Annotated in this window: 18 protein-coding genes and 1 tRNA gene; 12 read left to right on the forward strand and 7 right to left on the reverse strand. The window is 63.9% G+C overall.

The window, feature by feature from the left end:
- Positions 1-6 precede the first annotated feature (6 nt).
- From Q0D44_RS10630 to Q0D44_RS10640, 3 genes are read left to right on the forward strand one after another with little or no spacing between them, the layout of a single operon-like run.
- A complete protein-coding gene (locus Q0D44_RS10630; protein ID WP_294136394.1) occupies positions 7-876 on the forward strand; it encodes a hypothetical protein in 870 nt (289 codons plus the stop codon).
- Positions 761-2,392 (forward strand): DNA polymerase Y family protein, encoded by a 1,632-nt coding sequence (locus Q0D44_RS10635; protein WP_294136396.1) that lies wholly within the window; start codon positions 761-763, stop codon positions 2,390-2,392. Before Q0D44_RS10630 ends, Q0D44_RS10635 begins: the two co-directional genes overlap by 116 nt.
- Complete coding sequence (locus Q0D44_RS10640) at positions 2,389-5,934, forward strand: error-prone DNA polymerase (RefSeq protein WP_294136398.1); 3,546 nt, start codon at positions 2,389-2,391, stop codon at positions 5,932-5,934. Before Q0D44_RS10635 ends, Q0D44_RS10640 begins: the two co-directional genes overlap by 4 nt.
- Before the next feature lie 14 nt (positions 5,935-5,948).
- Here the strand turns inward: Q0D44_RS10640 and Q0D44_RS10645 are convergent.
- The 3 genes from Q0D44_RS10645 to Q0D44_RS10655 form a co-directional block, all read right to left on the reverse strand.
- Positions 5,949-6,025, reverse strand: a tRNA-Pro gene (locus Q0D44_RS10645).
- Positions 6,026-6,279: 254 nt separating this feature from the next.
- The gene (locus Q0D44_RS10650) at positions 6,280-6,483 is read right to left on the reverse strand and encodes a hypothetical protein (protein ID WP_119743806.1); all 204 of its coding nucleotides are present in this window, start codon (positions 6,481-6,483) and stop codon (positions 6,280-6,282) included.
- 156 nt (positions 6,484-6,639) lie between these two features.
- Positions 6,640-8,013: a M20/M25/M40 family metallo-hydrolase gene (locus tag Q0D44_RS10655; RefSeq protein WP_294136400.1), complete on the reverse strand. Its 1,374-nt coding sequence runs from the start codon at positions 8,011-8,013 to the stop codon at positions 6,640-6,642.
- Between the two features lie 99 nt (positions 8,014-8,112).
- Here Q0D44_RS10655 and ettA point away from each other — a divergent pair, with 99 nt between their 5' ends.
- The gene (gene ettA, locus Q0D44_RS10660; RefSeq protein WP_294136401.1) at positions 8,113-9,798 is read left to right on the forward strand and encodes an energy-dependent translational throttle protein EttA; all 1,686 of its coding nucleotides are present in this window, start codon (positions 8,113-8,115) and stop codon (positions 9,796-9,798) included.
- A gap of 369 nt (positions 9,799-10,167) precedes the next feature.
- Here ettA and Q0D44_RS10665 read toward each other — a convergent pair whose 3' ends face one another.
- Together Q0D44_RS10665 and Q0D44_RS10670 are read right to left on the reverse strand one after the other, a co-directional pair.
- Entirely contained in the window at positions 10,168-10,980 is an 813-nt protein-coding gene (locus Q0D44_RS10665; protein WP_294136402.1) for an NYN domain-containing protein, read from the reverse strand.
- Between the two features lie 11 nt (positions 10,981-10,991).
- Positions 10,992-11,630: a carbonic anhydrase gene (locus Q0D44_RS10670; protein WP_294136404.1), complete on the reverse strand. Its 639-nt coding sequence runs from the start codon at positions 11,628-11,630 to the stop codon at positions 10,992-10,994.
- Between the two features lie 38 nt (positions 11,631-11,668).
- On the opposite strand from Q0D44_RS10670, the gene lipA reads away from it, so the two are divergent.
- Both lipA and Q0D44_RS10680 read left to right on the forward strand, forming a co-directional pair.
- A complete protein-coding gene (gene lipA / locus Q0D44_RS10675; protein WP_294136407.1) occupies positions 11,669-12,664 on the forward strand; it encodes a lipoyl synthase in 996 nt (331 codons plus the stop codon).
- A 3-nt stretch (positions 12,665-12,667) separates the two neighbouring features.
- Entirely contained in the window at positions 12,668-13,144 is a 477-nt protein-coding gene (locus Q0D44_RS10680; protein WP_294136409.1) for a type II toxin-antitoxin system RatA family toxin, read from the forward strand.
- Here Q0D44_RS10680 and Q0D44_RS10685 read toward each other — a convergent pair.
- Both Q0D44_RS10685 and Q0D44_RS10690 read right to left on the reverse strand, forming a co-directional pair.
- Complete coding sequence (locus tag Q0D44_RS10685) at positions 13,090-13,608, reverse strand: CinA family protein (protein ID WP_217672197.1); 519 nt, start codon at positions 13,606-13,608, stop codon at positions 13,090-13,092. The genes Q0D44_RS10680 and Q0D44_RS10685 overlap by 55 nt on opposite strands.
- A gap of 4 nt (positions 13,609-13,612) precedes the next feature.
- Positions 13,613-14,800 (reverse strand): bifunctional 2-C-methyl-D-erythritol 4-phosphate cytidylyltransferase/2-C-methyl-D-erythritol 2,4-cyclodiphosphate synthase, encoded by a 1,188-nt coding sequence (locus tag Q0D44_RS10690; protein ID WP_294136413.1) that lies wholly within the window; start codon positions 14,798-14,800, stop codon positions 13,613-13,615.
- Between the two features lie 98 nt (positions 14,801-14,898).
- Here Q0D44_RS10690 and dusB point away from each other — a divergent pair, with 98 nt between their 5' ends.
- The 6 genes from dusB to hfq all read left to right on the forward strand — a co-directional run bounded on the left by dusB (position 14,899) and on the right by hfq (position 22,835).
- The gene (gene dusB, locus Q0D44_RS10695) at positions 14,899-15,921 is read left to right on the forward strand and encodes a tRNA dihydrouridine synthase DusB (RefSeq protein WP_294136415.1); all 1,023 of its coding nucleotides are present in this window, start codon (positions 14,899-14,901) and stop codon (positions 15,919-15,921) included.
- Positions 15,918-17,027: an ATP-binding protein gene (locus Q0D44_RS10700; RefSeq protein ID WP_294136417.1), complete on the forward strand. Its 1,110-nt coding sequence runs from the start codon at positions 15,918-15,920 to the stop codon at positions 17,025-17,027. The genes dusB and Q0D44_RS10700 overlap by 4 nt, the downstream gene beginning before the upstream one ends.
- The gene (gene ntrC / locus Q0D44_RS10705; RefSeq protein WP_294136418.1) at positions 17,027-18,472 is read left to right on the forward strand and encodes a nitrogen regulation protein NR(I); all 1,446 of its coding nucleotides are present in this window, start codon (positions 17,027-17,029) and stop codon (positions 18,470-18,472) included. Before Q0D44_RS10700 ends, ntrC begins: the two co-directional genes overlap by 1 nt.
- Positions 18,473-18,581: 109 nt before the next feature.
- On the forward strand, positions 18,582-20,837 hold the full coding sequence (locus Q0D44_RS10710) for an ATP-binding protein (protein WP_294136420.1): 2,256 nt from the start codon (positions 18,582-18,584) through the stop codon (positions 20,835-20,837).
- Positions 20,827-22,197, forward strand: a complete 1,371-nt coding sequence (locus Q0D44_RS10715; RefSeq protein WP_006960543.1) for a sigma-54 dependent transcriptional regulator — start codon at positions 20,827-20,829, stop codon at positions 22,195-22,197. The genes Q0D44_RS10710 and Q0D44_RS10715 overlap by 11 nt, the downstream gene beginning before the upstream one ends.
- Positions 22,198-22,352: 155 nt before the next feature.
- Positions 22,353-22,835: an RNA chaperone Hfq gene (gene hfq / locus Q0D44_RS10720; RefSeq protein ID WP_294136424.1), complete on the forward strand. Its 483-nt coding sequence runs from the start codon at positions 22,353-22,355 to the stop codon at positions 22,833-22,835.
- Positions 22,836-22,856: the final 21 nt, after the last annotated feature.

The raw sequence follows: 22,856 nt of genomic DNA on the forward strand, positions 1-22,856 counted from the left end.
GAACATATGCGTGATTCGTCCCCTGTTCTTGCCCGGTTGAGGGAGAGCCTGCAACAGCTGGAGCCACGCCGCGCGACTGCGCCTGCGGCGCTGTTTGCGCTGGGGCATGACGGGGTCGATGCGGCGCTGGGTGGCGGGCTGGCGCGCGGGCGGCTGCATGAACTCTTCGCCGATGCGGAAGATGCCAGCAGCGGCGCGGGCGTTGCTGCCCTGTTCAGCCTGCGCGCGGGAGAAGGGCGGCCTTTCCTGTGGCTGCGCACCGAAGCGATGCAGAAGCGGGTTGGGCAATTGCACGCCACCGGGCTTGTCGAACTGGGCATCGATCCCGCCAATATGCTGCTGGTGCTGGCCCCCGATGAGGCTGCCCTGCTCCATGCAGCGGCGGAGGCAGCGCGCTGCGCTGGGCTGGGCGCGGTGCTGGTCGAAGGCTGGGGCGCGATGCGCGGGCTGGACCTGACCGCCAGCCGCCGCCTGATGCTGGCCGCCGAAGCATCGGGCGTCACCCTGTTTCTGTTGCGGATCGCCGCCGATTCTGCGCCGAGCGCTGCCGATACACGCTGGCGGGTCAGTGCGTCGCCCTCGATCGCGCTGGAGGCGGACGCGCCGGGCGCATCCTTGTTTCAAATCGAATTGCTGCGTCGGCGCGCCGGTCCCCCGGCCGGGCCATGGCGCATGGAGTGGGACCGTGACCGACTATGTTTCAGACGTCCTGCCACAGATGGACGAGGCGCTAATGGAAGGGTTTGGGGAGGAGGAGAGCATGACGATCGCGACGCCGGCGCCCCGGCATCGCCGCTATCTCGCCCTGTTCTTCCCCTGGCTCCCGGCGGAGCGGTTGCGCCTGACCCGGCCCCATTTGTGCGCCGGGCAGGATGAGCGGCCCCGCGCCTTTGTCGAGAAGGTCCGCGGCGCGCTGCGGCTGGCGGCGGTGGATGAGGCCGCGGCGGCGCTGGGCCTGTCGCCCGGCCTGTCGATGGCCGACGCCCGCGCCCGCGTGCCGGACCTCGACCTGTTCGACCATGTGCCGCATGAGGATCAGGATTGGCTGGAGCGGCTGGCCGATGGCTGCACTCGTTACACGCCGACCGTGGCGTTCGATCCGCCCGACGGGCTGATCCTCGACACAAGCGGGTGCGATCATCTCTTTGGTGGCGAGGCGGGGTTGGCGGCTGATTTGGAACGGCGGCTGGCGCGGCTGGGCGTAGCGGTGCGGCTGGCCTTTGCCGGGACGCCGGAGGGCGCGCGGGCGCTGGCGCGCTATGTGGCAGGCGCTGCGTGCGACGAGGATAGCGCGATCCGCCGCCTGCCCGTCGCGGCGCTGGAACTGGATGAAGAGGCGACGCTGGCGCTGCGCCGCGCGGGGCTGAAAACCATTGGCGACGTCGCGCGTCGCCCGATGTCGTCCATCGCCGCCCGTTTCGGCGCGGGCGCAGTGATGGCGATCCGCCGGATCGTGGGGGAGGCGGACAGCGCGCTGACCCCGCGCCGGGTCGTCCCGCCGCTGGGCGTCGAGCGGCGCTTTGCCGAACCGGTCGCGCGCACCGAAACCATGATGACGATCCTGGCCGAACTGGCGGGCGAGGCGGCAGAGATATTGGAACACAGGGGCCATGGCGGCCGCCGGTTCGAGGCGCTGTTTTTCCGCAGCGACGGGCTGGTGCGCCGCCTGACCGTGGAAACCGGCGCGCCGATGCGCGATGTCACCGCGCTGATGCGGTTGATCCGGGAACGGATCGACAGCCTCAACGATCCGATCGACCCCGGTTTCGGTTTCGACCTGCTGCGCCTGAACGTGCCGCTGACCGAGCCGCTGGGCGCGTCGCAATTGCGGCTGGAGGGCGGCGCGACCGGCGAGGCAGCGGTGACCGCGCTGGTCGAGCGATTGAGCACCCGGCTGGGGCGCAACCGCGTCCGCCGCTTTGGCGCGCGCGACAGCCATATGCCCGAACAGGCCGAATTTGCGCTGCCCGCGCTCGATGCCCCGCCGTCCGACCTGTGGGCGACGCCGCAATCGGGGGAGCCGCCGCTGCGCCCCATCCATCTGTTCGATCCGCCCCAGCCGATCGAGGTATTGGGCGCCGAAGTCCCCGACGGCCCGCCCCGTCGCTTCCGCTGGCGGCGGGCGCTGCACGAAGTCGCCCGGTTCGAGGGGCCAGAGCGGATCGCGGGGGAATGGTGGCGCAGGCGACCCGTGTCGATCGAACTGCCCCGGCCCGGCAGCGATCCGGGCGAGGTCGATATCCGCTATCTGCTGGGTGATGCGCCCGACCATATCCGCGACTATTATAGGGTGGAGGACCGGCGCGGGCGTCGTTTCTGGATCTTCCGGCTGGGCTTCTTCGAGCCGGACAAGCCGATGCCGCGCTGGTATATGCATGGACTGTTCGCATGAGCCGGGGGCGTGATCCTGGGCCGGAGGGGGAGGGGCGTCGGCCCATCGCCCTGGATGCGGCGTTGCGGGCGCGGCGACCGGCAACCCCATCGCCTGCGCCGGATTTCGCCGAACTGGTGGCGGCGACCAATTATAGTTTCCTACGCGGCGCGTCCCACCCGGCTGATATGGTGGGGCAGGCGCTGGCGCTGGGCCATGCGGGCATCGGCATAGCCGATCGCAATACGGTCGCCGGGGTGGTGCGGGCGTGGAGTGCGCTTAGATCGGTACGCAAGATGCTGGCGGAGGATGCCGACGATCAGGGCATCCGCACTGGCGAAACCGCGCAGTCGGCTGCTGAACGCCGCCATCTTGCGGCGCAGGCATTGCCGCTGGCACAGGCTTTTCGTCTCGTCACCGGGGCGCGGCTCTGTTTTGCCGACGGGACGCCGGACATGATCGCCTACCCCATCAATCGCCATGGCTGGGGACGGCTGACCCGGCTGCTGAGCGTCGGTAATCTCAAAGACACGGTGCAAAAGGGCGATTGCGACCTGCGCCTGTCAGACCTGATCGACCATGCGCAGGACATGGTCCTGATCGTCATGGCGGGGGAGGCGGACGAAGCGCTGCTGGCGACATTGGCGCAGTCGGTGCCGGGCGGGATGTGGATCGGCGTCACCATGCCGCGCGCCGGGCCGGATCGCCGCCGCCTTGCCCGGCTGGCGGCGATGGCGCAGCGGCTGGGCCTGCCTTTGCTCGCCACCTGCGACGCGCTCTATGCGATGCCAGAAGATCGGCCGTTGCACGATGTCGTCACCTGCATCCGCCATGGCGTGACCCTGCGCGAGGCGGGGCGACGGCTGGAGGCCAATGCCGAGCGGCACCTGAAACCCGCGCGCGAAATGGCGCGGCTGTTCCGCGACTGGCCGCAGGCAGTGGGTGCGTGGCGCGATGTGCTGGACCGGATCGCGTTCGATCTGTCGGACCTTAAATATGAATATCCCCATGAACCGGTGCCGGAGGGGTGGACGGCGCAGGACTGGCTGGAGCATGAAGTGCTGCGGCTGGCTGGCGAGGCCTATCCCGATGGCGTGCCGGACAAGGTCCATGCGATGCTGGCGACGGAATTCGCGCTGATCCGCAGCCGCAACTATGCCTATTATTTCCTGACCGTCTATGAAGCGGTGCAGTTCGCCCGCAGCCTTGATCCGCCGATCCTGTGCCAGGGCCGCGGGTCGGCGGCCAATTCGGCGGTCTGCTATTATCTGGGCATCACTTCGGTCGACCCGACCAAGCATAACCTGCTCTTCTCCCGCTTCATTTCGGAGGATCGCGACGAGCCACCCGATATCGATGTCGATTTCGAGCATGAGCGGCGCGAGGAGGTGATCCAGCATATCTACGCCCGTTATGGCCGCGAACGCGCAGCTATCGCTGCGACCGTCATCCATTATCGCCCGCGCAGCACGGTGCGGGAGGTCGGCAAGGTGCTGGGCCTGTCGGAGGATGTGACCGCGCGGATCGGCAGCACAGTATGGGGCAGCCATGCCAGCGGCATGGAGGAGCGGCGCTTCCGCGACGCCGGGCTGGACGTGGGCAATCCGCTGGTCATGCAGTTGAAGGAACTGGTCGATCGGCTGCTGACCTTCCCGCGCCATCTGTCGCAGCATGTCGGCGGATTCGTGCTGACGCAGGACCGGCTGGATGAGACGGTGCCGATCCATCATGCGGCGATGGCGGATCGCACATTTTTGGAGTGGGACAAGGATGATATCGACGCGCTTGGCCTGATGAAGGTCGACGTGCTGGCGCTGGGGATGCTCAGTTGCATCCGCAAGGGGTTTGCGCTGATGCGCGACCATGGCCTGGGCGATATGACGCTGGCGTCGGTGCCGGGGGAGGAAGCGCCGGTCTATGACATGCTGTGCCGGGGCGACAGTGTGGGCGTGTTCCAGGTGGAAAGCCGCGCCCAGATCAACATGCTGCCCCGTCTGCGCCCGCGCAAATTTTATGATCTGGCGGTGCAGGTGGCGATCGTGCGGCCCGGCCCGATCGAGGGGGATATGGTCCACCCCTATCTCGCCCGCCGGGCCGAGGCGCGCGATGGCAAGCCCAAAAGCTGGTCCTTTCCTTCGCCTTCACCAGCCTATCCCGCCGACGAATTGCATGACGTGCTGGGCCACACCTACGGCGTCCCCCTGTTTCAGGAACAGGCGATGAATCTGGCGATTACGGCGGCCGAATTTTCGCCTGCGCGCGCCAATCAATTGCGCCGGGCGATGGCGACGTTCCGCAATGTCGGCACGATCGGCGAGTTTGAGGAGCAGATGGTCGGCGGCATGGTGCGGCGCGGCTATGAACGCGCCTTCGCCCAGCGCTGCTACGACCAGATCAAGGGCTTTGGCAGCTATGGCTTTCCCGAAAGCCACGCCATCTCCTTTGCCCGGCTGGTCTATGTGTCGGCCTGGCTGAAATGCTACCAGCCTGCCGTGTTCGCCGCCGCCCTGCTAAATGCGCAGCCGATGGGCTTCTACGCCCCAGCGCAGATCGTGCGCGACGCGATCGAACATGGCGTCATGGTGCGCGGCATCGACGTCAATGCCAGCGGCTGGGACAATGGGCTGGAGCCGATCACGGTGGACGATCCTGATGCGGGCAAGCATTGGACCCCGGCCAATCGCCGCTGGGGCGACATCGTCCCGCGCCACCGCAAGGACGGGGCGTTTGCGCTGCGGCTGGGCTTTCGCCAGATTGACGGGTTTCGCGAGGCATGGGGAGAGGCGATTGCGGCGGATCGCGCGGCATCCGGTCCTTTCGCCACGATCGAGGAACTGGGGCGGCGGGTGCGGCTGCCTGCCCGCGCGCTGCATTTGCTGGCCGATGCCGACGCCTGCCGCTCGATCGGGCGCGAACGGCGCGATGCGGCCTGGGACGTGCGGCGGATGCCAGCAGGCGAACTGCCGCTATTCGCCGCCGCCCGCGCGCGCGAATTGGGGGAGGAAGCCGACGCCGCGCTGCCGCCCATGCCCTTGTCCGAAGCGGTAGCGGCGGATTATCAGCTGATCCGCCTGTCGCTCAAACAGCATCCCATGACTTTCCTGCGCCCGCTTTTCGCGGCCGAAGGGCTGCTGACCAGCGAGCAGATGAACAGCGTGAAAAATGGCGCGCGGGCCAAAGTGGCGGGGGTAGTGCTGGTGCGGCAGCGACCGGGCAAGGGCAATGCGATCTTCGCGACGCTGGAAGATGAGACCGGCATCGTCAATATCCTGCTCTGGGCCAGGATGCTGGACCGCTATCGCCTGCCGGTCATGGCCGCGCGGCTGATGGAGGCGCATGGCGTGGTGCAGCGGGTGCGGGAGGGGCCGGTCGATGTATTGCACCTGATGGCTGATCGCATCGTGGATCGCACCGCTGAACTCGATCGCCTGTCAGAAGATCATGCTACGGTGATTGAAGCAGGACCGGGCGACAAGGCCGTTCACCCGGTCATGTCGCGCGTCCGCACCCATGGCTATCCGCGCAACGTGCGGATATTGCCTGGATCACGCGATTTTCATTAGCGATTTATATGAAGTGGTCGGGGAGACAGGATTCGAACCTGCGACATCCTGCTCCCAAAGCAGGCGCGCTACCAGACTGCGCTACTCCCCGACGCCTCGCGCCTTAGCGGCCTATCGCGCGTCCCGTCAATCGGCGATCAGTGAAAGAAGAGCCAAAGTAGCAGAATGATGGGGATCGGCACGCCGATCAGCCATAATAGCAGTCCCTTGCCCATGATATTTTCTCCTGCTGCGGTTCAGAATCAACCGATGGGCAGATGGAGATGTTCCCGATCCCTTGGGCACAAACAAAAAGGGCGGGCCGTGGATACGGCCCGCCCTTCGGAAATCTCGCTAATGCGAAGATTACATCGCGTTCGCAGCGTTGTTCGCAGCGTTCGCGGCGTTGTCAGCAGCGTTCGTTGCATTTTCAGCAGCGTTCACGGCGTTTTCAACAACGTTTTCCACGACGGCGTTCGAAGCGTTCGCGGTTTCGTTGGCCGGCTTCTCACCGCAAGCGGCGAGGGCCATCAGGCTGGCCGAAGCGAAAACAGCAGCGATCTTCTTCATTGTGTACGGCTCCCATAGCATTATGCCGCGTCAGGCACGTTACGATGTGACCCTACGCGAGCGACCCGCATTAACGTGTGCGTTGCACAAATCAATGCTTTTCTGCGCCGGTGAAACGAAGGAATCACGCGACAGGGCGTTGTCTACTATAAAAGTTCAGTTAACGCCCAATGTTTCTGATGCATGGGCGATCAGGTTCAGCGTTACCGCCCAGGCGGCGACATTCTGTCGCAACTGCGCCGGGTCGACCTTGTCCAGCGTATCGTCGGGCGTGTGATGCAGATCAAAATAGCGGGTGCCATCCTGTTGCAGGTCGATCACCGGCACACCGGCTTTCACCAGCGGCGCAATGTCGGCCCCGCCACCCGCTTCCTGCTTGCTGGCCCCGATGCCCAGCGGCGCAAGGGCCGCTGCGATGCGCGCGGCAAGCGCCTCATGCCCCTGCGGCAATTTGAAATCGATGCGCCAGACGCGATCGCCGCCAAAATCCGATTCGATCGCCAGCGCATGTTTCTCCGCGCCATGCGCCTTATAATAGGCGCGCGCACCGTCACCGCCGACTTCTTCCGCGCCAGCCATCAAAACGCGGATGGTGCGACGGGGCTGGCCGGCCTTCGCCACCTGCAACGCCGCTGCCGCCGCGATGCCGCAGCCGGTCGCGTCATCAATCGCGCCTGTGCCCTGGTCCCAACTGTCGAGATGGCAGGCGGCGACGACAATGCCAGCGCCAGGATCAGTGCCGGTTATTTCCGCGATCACATTGCCCGATGGTTGGTCCTTGAGCATTTTCGAGGTCAGCGTCAGGTGGAGCTTCACCGGCTGTCCGCGCGCGATCACCCGCGCCAGTTGCTCGGCATCGGGGACCGAAAGCGCGGCGGCGGGAATCGGCGTCACGCCATCGGCCCACATCTGCACCCCGGTATGGGGCAGGCGGTGGTGATCGGTCCCGATCGAGCGGATCAATATGGCGATCGCGCCCTTTTTCGATGCGATGCTCGGTCCCTGCCGCCGCGCCGCGCCAAAATAGCCATAGGAGGAACCGTCCTGCGTCGCTGCCATATCGTGGCTGACGAAGACGATCTTGCCCTTCACGCTGGCGGCGGGCGCGGCTTCCAGATCGGCGATGGTCGGGAAATAGACGACGTCGCCCTCTATCCCCTTGTCCGGGGTCGATCCGCTATTGCCGAGCGCCGCCAGCACCAGATTTTGGGGGAAGGGGGAGAGTATCTTCGCTTCATCCCGGCCGCGCACCCATACCGGCATCGTATAGGGTTCCGCGCGCACATTGCTGAACCCCAGCGCCTTGAGCTTTGCCACCGCCCAGTCGCGCGCCCGCGCTTCCTGCGGCGTGCCGGCCGGACGCGGGCCGACTTCGGTGGTCAGCCCTTCGGTGAAATCCCATGCGACATCATCCTTGAGCGCAGCGTCGCGAATCGCGGCGCTGTCTGCCGGGGCGGCATGGGAGAGGGCGGGGGTGAGGAGGCTGCCAAGGAGGAGGGCGGCAAGCGTGCCCGATCGAATTTTCTGCATGGGTGAGAGCGTAGCGAGCCATCGCCCATTTGCCAATGCGTCCCGCCTCCGCTAACTCCGCGCCAAATCCTCTTATCCTACCGTTGGAGCTGCCCGAACATGTCCGCCTCCTCGCAATATGCCTATGTCATGAAGAACATGACCAAGAGCTTCCCCGGCGCTGCCAAGCCGGTGCTGAGCAACATAAACCTGCAATTTTATCGCGGGTCTAAGATCGGCATCGTAGGCCCGAACGGTGCCGGTAAATCGACCCTGATCAAGATCATGGCCGGTATCGACACCGATTTCACCGGCGAAGCCTGGCCGGGCGAGAACATCACGGTCGGCTATCTGGCGCAGGAGCCGCAGCTCGACCCGACCAAAACCGTGCTGGAAAACGTCAAGGACGGCGCGCGCGAGACCGCAGACAAGATGGATCGCTTCAACGAGATCAGCAACATCATGGCCGATCCGCCGGAGGACGTCGATTTCGACGCGCTGATGGAAGAAATGGGTACGTTGCAGGAGCAGATCGACGCGGTCGATGGCTGGACGCTCGACAATCAGCTGGAAATCGCGATGGAGGCACTGCGCTGCCCGCCGTCCGACTGGTCGGTCGAAAATCTGTCGGGTGGTGAAAAGCGCCGCATCGCGCTGACCCGCCTGCTCATCCAGAAGCCCGACATCCTCCTGCTCGACGAACCGACCAACCATCTGGATGCCGAAAGCGTTACCTGGCTGGAAAATCATCTGAAGGAATATGCCGGGTCGGTCCTGATGATCACCCATGACCGCTATTTCCTCGACAATGTCGTGGGCTGGATACTCGAACTCGATCGCGGCAAATATTTTCCGTACGAAGGCAATTACTCCACTTATCTGGAGAAGAAGGCCAAGCGTCTGGAGCAGGAGGACCGCGAAGCGTCCGGCCGCCAGAAGGCGATCAATGACGAGCTGGAATGGATCCGGGCCGGGACCAAGGGCCGCCAGACCAAGTCCAAGGCGCGTATCAAGAAGTTCGAGGAACTGGTCGCTGGCCAGAACAACCGCTCACCCGGCAAGGCACAGATCGTCATCCAGGTGCCGGAACGGCTGGGTGGCAAGGTGATCGAGTTCAAGAACATCAGCAAGGCCTTTGGCGACAAGCTGCTGTTCGAGGATCTGTCCTTCCTGCTGCCACCGGGCGGCATTGTCGGTGTGATCGGCCCGAACGGTGCGGGTAAATCGACCCTGTTCAAGCTGATCACCGGCCAGGAAAAGCCCGATTCGGGCGAGATCGACATCGGCACGACCGTGCGCCTGGGCTTTGTCGACCAGAGCCGCGATCATCTGGATGACAGCAAGAATGTCTGGGAAGAAGTGTCCGACGGCCTCGATTATGTGAAGGTCAATGGCCATGACATGTCGACGCGGGCCTATGTCGGCGCCTTCAATTTCAAGGGGCAGGACCAGCAGAAGAATGTCGGCAAGCTGTCGGGCGGTGAACGCAACCGCGTCCATATCGCCAAGATGCTGAAAAAGGGCGGCAACGTTCTGCTGCTCGACGAACCGACCAACGATCTGGACGTCGAAACGCTGGGTGCGCTGGAAGAAGCGATCGAAAATTTCGCTGGCTGCGCCGTGGTCATCAGCCATGACCGTTTCTTCCTCGATCGCCTCGCCACCCACATCCTGGCGTTCGAGGGTGACAGCCATGTCGAATGGTTCGAGGGTAATTTCGAGGCTTATGAAGAAGATAAGCGCCGCCGCCTGGGCGATGCGGCCGATCGGCCGACCCGGTTGGCGTATAAGAAGCTGACCCGCTGATCTGATGCTTCAGCCGGGCGGTTGCAAAAGTTGCAACTGCCCGGCTGTTTTTCGCACTTGCGATATTAGCGCTAATATTTGAAGAGTGCGGTGCCTTTCAGGCATCCTCTCCTAAACTTTACAGGCCGGTCCTTCACAGGATCGGCCTTTTTTTATGCAAGTTGCGTTGGCGGCGATGGATAGCGGGTCCTGCCTTCTCCCTTGGGGGAGAAGGATACGCAGCCTTACCGAACGCAGTGAGGCTAGGCGAAGTTGGATGAGGGGAAGTGCGCTATCGTTGGCGCGGTAAACCCTCTCCCGGCTTCGACTAGGCAGCAAGCTGCCAAGTCTGCGCAGCCCTCTCCCTCGAGGGAGAGGGATCATCGAGCCTCAATTCACCCGCTTGATCCACACCTGACCGCCCTCGCGCGATTCGGTGATGAAGTTGGGGATGGCCTGCACCAGGTCGGACAGCCGCTTATAGCCATAGTTGCGCACGTCGAAGCTGGAGCGGTTGCCCGCAAGCTGGCCCACCGACCCCAGCCGCACAAAGCCGCGCTCGTCGCGTTTGACCGAATCATAGGCGTCGATCAGCAGCTTGATGACTTCGGCATCCACGGCTTTCTTGACGACGGGGGCGGGTGCTGGAGCGGGCGCAGACGCGGGAGGCGCGGCTTTTGCGGGCGCGGCTTTGGTTTCGTCAGCCTTGGGCGCGCGCGCCGGGGCTGGTGCCTTGCTGACGATCGGCTCTTCGGCCGCGGCCAGCGCCACCACGTCAATGAAGCGGGTACAGGCGCGGCGGAAACCCTCGGGCGAATTCATCCGGCCAAAGCCATAGACCGGGATGCCTTGTTGCCGAATGCGGGTGACGAGCGGGGTGAAATCGCTGTCGCTCGACATCAGGCCAAAGCCGCTGACCCGCCCGCTCGCCATCAGATCCATGGCGTCGATCGTCATTTTCATGTCGGTTGCGTTCTTGCCCTTGGTCAGGTCGAACTGCTGCTGCGGTTCGATCGCCTGCGCGATCGACAGCGCGGCCCAGGTCTTGAGCGTCGCCTTGCTCCAATTGCCGTAGGCGCGGCGGATATTGACCGTACCCAGCTCCGCCAGCACCGTCATCACCGGATCGAAATGGGCCGCCGACGCATTGTCGGCATCGATCAGCAGGGCGATATTGCCGCTCGGCCCGTCCAGTGACGTCATGCTATGTCCTTTCAGGCAGGCGTGAAGATGCCGCTCTGCTCATCCATGACATGCAGTTGGCCGTCCGAAATGGCAAAGAAAGCGCCGATCAGTTTCAACTCGCCCTTGCGCTCCTTGGACCGGACGCAGGGGAAGGTGCGCAGGTTTGCCAGGCTCACCTTGACGCTTTCCTGCTCCATCGCCCGTTCGACGTCCCGGCTGCGGTCGTCGCCATAGCGCGCAATCACCGTGTCGCGCGCCGGGTCGAGCAACTCGATCCAGCTATGGATGAAACCGCCTTCGCCGGGCTCTGCATCCTTCAGATCATGACTGAGCGCCGCCTTGCAACCCCCGCATTTGCCGTGGCCCATGACGATGATTTCGCTGACCTGAAGCACCTGCACGGCAAATTCCAGCGCCGCCGATACGCCATGATGACCCGGTGTCGTCTCGAACGGCGGCACCAAAGCTGCGACATTGCGGACGACGAAAATCTCGCCGGGGTTGGTGTCGAAAATCTGCGCGGGATCGACCCGGCTGTCGGAACAGGCGATGATCATCACCCTGGGGCTTTGCCCTTCGCTCAGTTCGTCCCATCGCGCCCGCTGCTGAGTCCAGCCGGTTTGGCGGAAGCGGCGATAGCCTTCGATCATGTTGGAAAAATCAGCCATGCGCCGGTCTGTGCCGCACAATAAGGATGCTGGCAAGTATGGCCATATGGGGACTGGCAACTGGAGCGCTGGATCGCTATCTGGGGCGGATGAACGACATCGCCCCGATCCCCATGCCCGGTGACCCTGTCAAGCCGGAGCGCGCGCGCAAACCCGACTGGATTCGCGTCAAGGCACCGACCAGCCCGGCCTATCATGAGACGCGCAAACTGATGCGCGACAAGGGGCTGAACACGGTGTGTGAGGAAGCGGCCTGCCCGAATATCGGCGAATGCTGGACCAAGAAGCACGCGACGGTGATGATCCTGGGCGACGTCTGCACGCGGGCCTGTGCGTTCTGTAACGTCAAGACCGGGATGCCGCGCAAGGTCGATGTCAACGAGCCGCAAAATCTGGCCGATGCCTGCGCCGAAATGGGGCTGGAACATATCGTCATCACCTCGGTCGATCGTGACGATCTGCCCGATGGCGGCGCATCGCAATTCGTCAAGGTGATCGAGGCGCTGCGCCGGACGACGCCGAACACGACGATCGAAATCCTGACGCCGGACTTCCGCAACAAGCATGAACGCGCGGTCGAGATGATCGTCACGGCGCGACCCGACGTCTATAATCATAATCTGGAGACGGTGCCCCGTCTCTATCCGACCATCCGCCCCGGCGCGCGCTATTATGCCTCGCTGCGGTTGCTGGAGTCGGTCAAGCGGCTCGACCCGTCCATCTTCACCAAGTCCGGCATCATGCTGGGGCTGGGCGAAGAGCGGCTTGAAGTGCATCAGGTGATGGATGACATGCGGTCGGCCGACATCGATTTCCTGACCATGGGCCAATATCTCCAGCCCACGCCCAAGCACGCCAAGGTGATCGAGTTCGTCACCCCGGCCGCGTTCAACGCCTATGCCGCGATCGCGCGGGCCAAGGGCTTCCTGCAGGTGGCGTCCAGTCCGCTCACCCGGTCAAGCTATCATGCGGGCGCGGATTTCGCCGAAATGCGCGCCGCGCGTGAGGCGAAGCTGGCCAAGGCTGCCCGGTAAATCATGCACCGGCATGAAGAGACCCGGCATCTGCCCTACAGCCCGACCCAGATGTTCGATCTGGTGGCGGATGTCGCGCGCTACCCCGAATTTTTGCCCTGGATCAGTGCGATCCGGGTGCGGTCGAACAGCGACTCGGAAATGGTCGCCGACATGATCGTGGGGTTCAAGGGGATCAAGGAAAGCTTCACTTCCCGCGTCCACAAGCATCGGCCCGACCATGTCCGGGTCGATTATCTCGATGGCCCGTTGAAGCATCTGCACAATGAGTGGCACTTCCGTGATGACGGGCAGGGCGGGGTACTGGTGGATTTTGAGGTCGAGTTCGCCTTCAAGAATCGCCTGTTCGAGATGCTGGCGGGCCAGATGTTCGACAAGGCGCTGCGCAAGATGATCGGCGCGTTCGAAACCCGCGCTGGGCAGCTTTATGCGCCGGGCGAATCGGGCAGCAGCAGTTCGAGCGCGCAAAGCGCCGCCTGAAGCCGCACGCCGCCCCGGCCATCATTGTCGAAATGCCGCATGTCCGCGACGATCTTGTCGGGACTTGCCCCGCGTTCGGCGCGGGCGAATACGACGGTGCCGACCGGCTTTTGCTCGGTCCCGCCACCTGGCCCTGCGATCCCGGTGATGGCGACGGCGACATGGGCATGGCTTTTGAGCAGCGCGCCCTGCGCCATGGCCCAGGCGGTGGCGATGGACACCGCGCCGAAGGTTTCCAGCACATCATGCGAAACTTTCAGAAGTTCCGCCTTCATATCATTGGAATAAGTGACGAATCCGGCCTCGAACACGTCGGATGAGCCCGCGATTTCGGTGAGGGCGGCGGACACCAGCCCCCCGGTGCAGCTTTCGGCGACGGCGATGGTCCGCCCGGCGCGGCGATTGGCGATGATGACCCGGTCGGCAAGTTCGACCAGGATGGTGGGGAGGATGCTGTCTGGCATGGGATCAGGATAGCGCGGGAAGGGAGAGGGTGGCAACCGCTTGTGCCGCAATACCTTCGCGCCGCCCTGCAAAGCCCAGCCGCTCGGTGGTGGTCGCCTTAACGCTGACCCGGTCGATCGGCAGGCTGAGTATCTCGGCGATCCGCGTCCGCATGGCGTCGCGATGCGGGCCGATCTTGGGCGCTTCGCAGATGATGGTCAGGTCGACATGGTCGATCGTCCCGCCGCGCGCCGCGACCCGATCACCCGCATAGGCCAGAAAACGGTCGGACGAAGCGCCACGCCATTGCGCATCGGACGGCGGGAAATGGCTGCCAATGTCGCCCTCTGCCAGCGCGCCCAGCAGCGCATCGACGATAGCGTGCAGCGCCACGTCGGCATCGCTATGCCCGGCCAGGCCGCGATCATGGGGGACCAGCACGCCGCCCAGCCACAATTCCTCATCCGGGGCGAGGCGATGGACGTCATAGCCCATGCCGACGCGCACCGTGCGGGCGCTCGCCAGCCTGGCCTCGGCACGGGCAAAATCTTGGTGGTAGGTCAATTTTTCCAGTCCCTCGTCGCCTGCAACCAAGATGACGTCATGGCCCCAACCTTTCAAAATCTGCGCATCGTCTGTGGCTTCGCGGCCCTCGTCCCAGCCACGGTGCGCCGCCAGGATCGTATCGAAGCAGAAAGCCTGCGGCGTTTGTACCCGGAAAAGGCCGTCGCGCGCCACGCCTTGGCCCATCGCTCCGTCCGCACCGCGCACCAGCGTGTCGGCGACCGGCAACACCGGGATCGCCCCCTGCGCACCGTCCAGTGCTGCCAGCAACCGATTGACAACCGCACACGGCAGAAACGGCCGCGCCGCATCATGGATCAGCACCCGGTCGGCACCACCCGCCGCCGCAATCGCCTCCAGCCCCGCGCGTACCGATCCGCGCCGACTGTCCGCGCCCTGCGTCACCCCGGCAATCGCGCGATCTCCCAACAGCGCGCGCACCTGCGCCTCCTGCCCGGCACCGATGACCAGATGGATCGCGTCAATGCCCTGATGCGCCGCCAGAGCGTCCGCCGCATGAACGATCACCGCCTTGCCGCCAACGGTGCGGAACTGCTTGGGAATGTCGCCGCCCGCGCGGCTGCCGGTGCCAGCGGCGACCAGCAGGGCGAGCGTTCTGTGCCTGTTGTCAGTCATGGCGCGGGGCATAGACGCTTGGGCGCACCCCCGCCAGACCCCTTCGCTTGCCCCGCCGGCCAATAACCGCTATGGGCTGCCTGTTTTTTAGGCAGTATCGTTCGAGTATCATGCGCAGGCTTTCCCCCATTTCCATCGGTCCGCTGACGATCGACATGCCCGTCGTGCTGGCGCCGATGACCGGCGTCACTGACATGCCGTTCCGCACGCTGGTGCGCCGCTATGGCTGCGGCCTCAACGTGACCGAGATGATTGCGACCGCCGCGATGATCCGCGAGACGCGCCAGTCGCTGCAAAAGGCCGCCTGGCATCCGCTGGAGGAACCCGTGTCGATGCAGCTGGCAGGCTGCTCGCCGGCCGAAATGGCCGATGCGGCGAAGCTGAATGCGGATCGCGGCGCGGCTATCATCGACATCAATATGGGCTGCCCGGTCAAGAAGGTGGTCAATGGCGACGCGGGCAGCGCGCTGATGCGCGATCTGCCGCTGGCGGCTGCGCTGATCAAGGCTACGGTCGAGGCGGTGGATGTGCCTGTGACCGTTAAGATGCGGATGGGCTGGGACCATAGCAGCCTCAATGCGCCCGAATTGGCGCATATTGCCGAAGATCTGGGCGCGAAGCTGATCACTGTTCACGGTCGCACCCGGTGCCAAATGTATAAGGGGTCGGCGGACTGGGGCTTCATCCGCTCGGTGAAGGATGCGGTCAAGTTGCCGGTGATCGCCAATGGCGACATCTGCTCGATCGAGGATGCCGACATGGCGCTGGAACAGAGCGGTGCGGACGGGGTGATGATCGGGCGCGGTGCCTATGGCCGTCCCTGGCTGATCAGTCAGGTCATGGCCTGGCTGGACCGGGGCGAACGCGTGCCGGACCCGTCGCTGGAAGAGCAATATCGTGTGATCATAGAGCATTATAAGGCAATGCTCGATCATTATGATAATTATACCGGGGTCAATATGGCCCGCAAGCATATCGGCTGGTACACCAAAGGGCTGACCGGATCGGCCGAGTTCCGCCATGCGGTCAATCAGGAGCCGGATGCGGACAAGGTGCTGGACATGCTGGCTCGCTTCTACGAACCGCTGATTGCGGGTGAGGTCGAGGCGGTGGACGCGCGCCAGGCGGCATGAGCGGCACGCTGCCGCTGGTGCCGCCGCTACGGATGCAGCAGGACGGGCCGTCGCTGCCCGAACAGATGACCGCGCTGCCGGTGGCGACTTTGGTGGTCCGGCCCGACAACAGCATTGCCGAAGCCAATGTCCGGGCCGAAACTCTGCTCAACATGGCCCGTTCCGCCATTGTCGGCAGCGATGTCGCGCGCACCATCCGCATTGCCGAAGCAGGCGCGCGCTTCGACATCTGGCACAGCCAGAAGCCGATCGCGGCCTATGACATCAAGGTTCATGCCGGGCGTACCGCCGAAATGGAGGTTGACCTGATGATCGCGCCGATCGTCGATCATGATGGCTGGCGGGTCGTGTCGCTCCATGCGCAAAGCCAGGCGCGCAAGATCGGTCATCGCGGCACGTCCGGCGGCGCACGCTCCGCTATGGGCGCGGCGGCAATATTGGCGCATGAGATCAAAAATCCGCTGTCGGGCATACGCGGCGCGGCGCAGTTGCTGGAAGGCGGGCAGGGCGGACGCGATGCCGCGCTGACCCAGCTGATCTGTAACGAGGTGGATCGGATCGCCGCGCTGATCGACCGGATGCAGGATTTCACCACCGATCGGACGCTGGAATGTCACCCCGGCAATATCTATCCGCTGATCGACAGGGCGGCCGATATTGCGGCAGCGGGCTTTGCCAAACATGTCCGTATTATAAAGCGTTACGACCCGTCCCTGCCATTTGCCAACATCAATGATGATGCGCTGGTGCAGGTGATGATCAACCTGCTCAAAAATGCGGCGGAGGCATTGGAGCATGTCGCCAAGCCCCGCATCCGCGTCGAAACCGCCTTCCGCCATGGCGTGTCCGTCATGGTCGGCGGTGGCAAGGGCAGCGCGGTGCTGCCGATCGAGATTGTCGTGGTCGACAATGGGCCGGGTGTGCCGGAACATATTCTGGACCATCTCTTCAATCCCTTCATCACCGGCAAGCGCGACGGGCAGGGGCTGGGGCTGGCGCTGGTGGACAAGCTGGTCCGCGACATGAACGGATTTGTACAATATGCGCGCGATGCGGAGGCGGGCGAATCCACCTTCCGCATATTGCTGCCGATGGGGATGGGGTGATGGCCGCGACGGGAACCGTGCTGGTGGTCGATGATGATCCCGCCATCTGCGTGGTGGTGGGCGAAGCGCTGCGGCGGCAGGGGCACAAGGTCAAGACCGCCGGGTCGATCCGCGAGCGTGCCGCGCTGATGGACAGTTTTACGCCCGACGTGCTGATCACCGACGTCATGTTGCCCGATGGCGACGGACTGGAGGGGGTGGCCGACATCATCGCCGCCCGCCCGGCGCTGAGCGTCATCATATTGTCGGCGCAGAACACGCTGAACACCGCGATCCGCGCGACCGAGAAGGGCGCGTTTGAATATCTGCCCAAGCCCTTCGACCTTAACGAACTGACCCGCGCCGTGTCCGATGCGCTTGGCACGAGGCTTGCGGCCAATGGAGAGGTGGAGGAGGGCGCTCTGCCCCATGACGGGCTGCCGCTGGTCGGGCGTTCGCCCGCGATGCAGGAAGTCTATCGTACTATCGCCCGCGTCCTGTCCAACGACCTGTCGATCCTGGTGCTGGGCGAATCCGGCACGGGCAAGGAACTGGTCGCCGAAGCGATCCACAGTTTGGGCCAGCGCCGTACCAAGCCATTTGTGGCGATCAACATGGCCGCCATTCCGCGCGAACTGATCGAAGCAGAACTGTTTGGTTATGAAAAGGGCGCCTTCACCGGCGCCCATGCCCGCACCGCCGGTAAATTCGAGCAGGCGCAGGGCGGGACACTCTTCCTCGACGAAATTGGCGACATGCCGATGGAGGCGCAGACCCGTCTGCTGCGGGTGCTGCAATCGGGCGAGGTCACCACCGTGGGTGGCTCCAAACCTGTTCGGGTCAATGTCCGCATCATCGCCGCGACCAACAAGCATCTGCCCCAGTTGATCGAGGAAAACCGGTTCCGGCAGGATCTTTATTATCGCCTGAATGTCGTGCCGATCGCCCTGCCTGCGCTGCGCGAACGACGCGAGGATGTGATCTTGCTCGCCCGCCATTTTCTGGAACGCGCTGCGCAGGAAGGGCTGCCGCGCAAGACGCTGGCGGACGACGCGACCCAGTTGCTGATGGTCTATCACTGGCCCGGCAATGTTCGCGAATTGCAGAATATGATGCAGCGCCTGGCCGTGCTGAGCCGTGAAAATGTGATCACCGGCGAAATCCTGCGCAACATGCTGCCGATGGATGCGGTCCCGGCCGACTATGCCGCACCCGCCGATCATCTGGCCCATGCCGTGCGCGATTGGGCGCGGCGGCAACTGGGCGTTGGCATCGGTCAGCCCAATCGCAACCTGCATGACGATCTGCTGGCGGTTATCGAGCCGATCCTGTTGCAGGAGGTGCTGGCCACTGTCGATGGCAACCAGATCCGCGCCGCCGGGCTGCTCGGCATCAACCGCAATACGCTGCGCAAGAAACTGACCGATTATGGGCTGGACCCGCTGCAATTGCGCCTGGCCGATTGATTGAGATCAGCGCTACGCGGGACGAACCGACGGTCTGCATCGACCAGTAACTGCAGATACGACAAATACTGTGTTTGATCGGGCACGGGGTTGTTGTAACAAAGCCACTATGAGCGGCGCGACTACAGTTTCCCGGCGGGTGCCGGCATGGCGGAAGCATCTGCCGCCTTTCCTGCGCCGACGGCGTCTGGCTGCCCTGGTCGAAGCGGTGACGCTGGGGCTGTTCGTGGGCATGGCGGTGCTGACCTACCGGCTCGTATCCAGTAGTGGCCAGTCCTACGCGCTGCTGACCCCGCCGATCGTCGCGCTGCTGCTGGTCGCGAATCTCGTCCCTGCCATCGCCTTGCTGGTGCTGTTGGGGCGGCGGGTCGCCAAGCGCCGTGCCGCGGCTTCGGCCATCGGCAGCGATGGTCAGTTGCATGTCCGGCTGGTCGCCATCTTCTCGATCGTCGCCAGCGTCCCCATGCTGCTGGTGGTGATCTTCGCGTCCCTGCTGTTTCAATATGGCGTGCAATTCTGGTTTTCCGACAGCGCGCGCGGGATGCTCCAGAATGCCAGCGATCTGGCGCGCGGCTATTATGAGCAGAATCTGCGCGAGGTCGGCGACGAGACGGTCACCATGGCCAGCGATCTGCGCGACTATCTGGCCCAGTCGAAGGTCAACAGCCCGCGCTTTGCCGAGGGCTTCATCTATCAGGTCGTGACCCGCAAGCTTAACCGATCGGCCATCATTGAAGTCGGCAAGGATGGCGTCGCCCGCACCGCCGCCACGGTCGATCCGGAAAACCGCCCCGCCGCGCAAATGCTGACCGCCGCTGTGGTCAAGCGGCTGAATGCGGGCGAAAATGTCGTCGTCCAGGCCAAGCCGCAGCAGATCGAGGCGGTGACTTTGCTGTATCCGGGATCGAAAATCTATCTCTACGCCACCCGCGATTCGGGGTCATGGGCGTTCAGCAATGTTGAGCGCGCGCAGAAGGTGATCGCCGATTATGATGTGTTTTCGGCGCAATCGCGGGCGTTGCAGCTCCGCTTCAACATCGCCCTGTTTGTGGGATCGCTGCTGCTGGTCGGCATCGCCGTCTATATCGCGTTGGCCGTTGCCGACTGGATGGTCCGCCCGGTCAACGAACTGGTGACGGCGGCGCGGCGGATCACCGCGGGCGACCTGTCGGCGCGCGTGACCAGTCCGCTGGCCCGTGACGAGATTGGTACGCTCGCCTCCGCCTTCAACCGCATGACCCAAAGGCTGGAGGCGCAGACCGGTGCGCTGGTCGCCGCCAACAGCCAGCTGGACGAACGCCGCGCCTTTATCGAGGCGATTCTGTCGGGCGTGACGGCTGGCGTACTGTCTGTGGATCGCAAGGGCGTGATACAGTTGCTCAACCGCTCCGCCGCCGCCATTTTGGTGGAGGAGGGCGACGATCCGGTCGGCCGCCTGCTGACCGACGTATCGACCGAACTGGCCGACCTGATCGCATCGGATGAGAGCGCGGGCATCGTGCAGGTCCGCGCTCATGGCGACCTGCGGACGCTGGCGGTCAAGGTGTCGGACGATGCGTCGGGCCATATTCTGACCTTCGATGATATCACTCAGCAATTGTCGGATCAGCGCCGCGCCGCCTGGTCCGATGTCGCCCGCCGGATCGCGCATGAGATCAAGAACCCGCTGACCCCGATCCAGCTGGCCGCCGAACGGCTCCAGCGCCGCTATGCCGACGAAATCACCAGCGACCGACCGACCTTTACCCGGCTGACCGGCACGATCGTGCGACAGGTGGGCGACCTGCGCCGCATCGTCGACGAATTCTCCTCCTTCGCGCGGATGCCAAAGCCTGTGTTCCGGCGCGAGACGGTGGGCGACATTGCCCGCCACGCACTGTTCCTGCACGAGGTCGCGCATCCCGATATCCGCTTTGACTATCAGGCTGACACGCCAGATCTGGAACTGGTCTGCGACCGGCGACAATTGGGGCAGGCTTTGACGAATATCGTCAAAAATGCGGTGGAAGCCATTGAACCCAAGCCGGAACCGGCAGAGGGCGAACCGCGCGGTCATGTGTCCATGCGGGTTGCCCAGATGGGCGACGATCTGGTCATCACCGTCCGCGATGATGGCATCGGCCTGCCCCCGGAACGGGACCGAATATTGGAACCTTATATGACCACGCGGACCAAGGGGACGGGTCTGGGCCTCGCCATCGTCAAGAAGATTGTCGAGGAGCATCTGGGGGAAATTCGCTTCGATGACGCGCAGGGTGGCGGCGCATCGGTAACATTGCGTTTTGCTGCGGCGGCGCTGGAAAAATTGGAAGAAGGGCAGGTTATTGCCATGCCCAAAGGAAAAGTGACGGCCAATGGCGCTTGATATTCTGATAGTCGACGATGAAGAGGATATTCGCGATCTGGTCGCGGGTGTGCTGGAAGATGAGGGCTTTACGACCCGCACCGCCGCCAATAGCGACAGTGCGATAGAGGCGCTGGATTCGCGCCGTCCTTCGCTCGTCCTGCTCGACGTCTGGTTGCAGGGATCGCGCATGGATGGCCTGGAGCTGCTGGACGAGATCAAGCGGCGCGATCCGACCATTCCCGTGCTGATGATATCCGGCCATGGCAATATCGACACAGCCGTCGCCGCGATCCGCAAGGGAGCCGCCGACTTCATCGAAAAGCCGTTCGAGGCCGACCGGCTGATCCATCTGGTATCGCGCGCGACGGAAACGGAACGGCTGCGGCGTGAAAATCAGGTGCTGCGTGCCCGGTTCGGGCAGGATGATGAGCTGACCGGTACATCGGCGGCGGTCAATGGTGTGCGCGCCACGATCAAGAAGGTCGCCGGCACTGGCAGCCGCGTCCTCATTTCCGGCCCGGCGGGCGTAGGCAAGGAAGTCGCCGCGCGGATGCTGCACAGCTGGAGCGGCCGCGCCGATTCCCCCTTCATCATCGTCGCCGCCGCCCGCATGGACCCGGATCGGGTCGAGGAGGAACTTTTCGGTCTGGAGGACCAGAGCGGTCTGGTGCGGCCCGGCTATCTGGAACAGGCGCATGGCGGCACCCTCTATATCGACGAAGTCGCCGACATGCCGATCACGACGCAGGGCAAGATATTGCGCGTCCTGACCGACCAGAGCTTCACCCGCGTCGGCGGCCAGCGCCAGGTCAAGGTCGATGTCCGCGTCATCTCCTCGACCGCGCGCGACCTGTCGACCGAGATTGAGGAACGGCGCTTCCGCGAGGATCTTTTCTATCGGCTCAACGTCGTGCCGCTGGTCATCCCGCCCTTGTCCGAAAGGCGCGACGATATTCCCCCGCTGGTCGAACATTATCTCGCCCGTTTCGCCGCCGAACGCCGCGTGCCGCCGCCAGATATGGCGAGTGACGCCATGGCGGCGCTGCAAGCCAATGAATGGCCCGGTAATGTCCGCCAGCTGCGCAATGTCATCGAACGCACGATGATTTTGGCACCGGGTGATCGCATCGGCCGGATCGAGCTGGACATGCTGCCCGCTGAACTGACCAGTAGCGGCGGCGGTGAGGGCATGGGCCAGTCCGCGATCATGGGCGCGCCGCTGCGGGAGGCGCGGGAGAGTTTCGAGCGGGAATATCTGCGCATCCAGATCCGCCGTTTTTCGGGCAATATTTCGCGCACGGCGACCTTCATCGGCATGGAACGGTCCGCATTGCACCGCAAACTCAAGCTGCTGGGGATCACCGACGGCAAGGAATAGGATGGCGATCAGGGGCGCTCCATTCCCCATGGACGCCCCTTCGCAATTGCGATACGATTATCCCTGCCCCCGACAAGCGGGGGCAGGCAAGACACCCTGCCCAGGGGTGCAAGAGCGGGTAACGTCCCGCCAAGAATAAAGGACCGGCAGAGACCATGGCCGATAAAGTGAACAACCTTCAGGACATTTTCCTGAACAGCCTGCGCAAGAGCAAGACCCCGGTGACCATGTTTCTGGTCAAGGGCGTGAAGCTGCAAGGCATCATCACCTGGTTCGACAATTTTTCCGTGCTGCTGCGCCGCGATGGCCAGTCCCAGCTGGTGTACAAGCACGCCATCTCCACCGTGATGCCCGCCCAGTCGATGGACCTGACCGACCTGCGCAAGGCGAGCGACGGCAATGGCAAGGCCAAGCTGTTGCAGGAAATCTTCCTGACCGCCGTCCGCAAATCCGGCAGCCCGGTGACCATGTTCCTGGTCAATGGCGTGATGCTTCAGGGCGAAATCGCCGCTTTTGACCTGTTCTGCATGTTGCTGGAGCGCGATGGCATGGTCCAGCTGGTCTATAAGCACGCCATTTCCACGGTCCAGCCGCTCCATTCGCTCGACCTGTCGGGCGAGAATGAACAGAACGACTGATCCTGCCCGGAGCCTATTTCC

The sequence above is a fragment of the Sphingobium sp. genome (assembly GCA_023266575.1).
Taxonomy (GTDB): Bacteria; Pseudomonadota; Alphaproteobacteria; order Sphingomonadales; family Sphingomonadaceae; genus Sphingobium.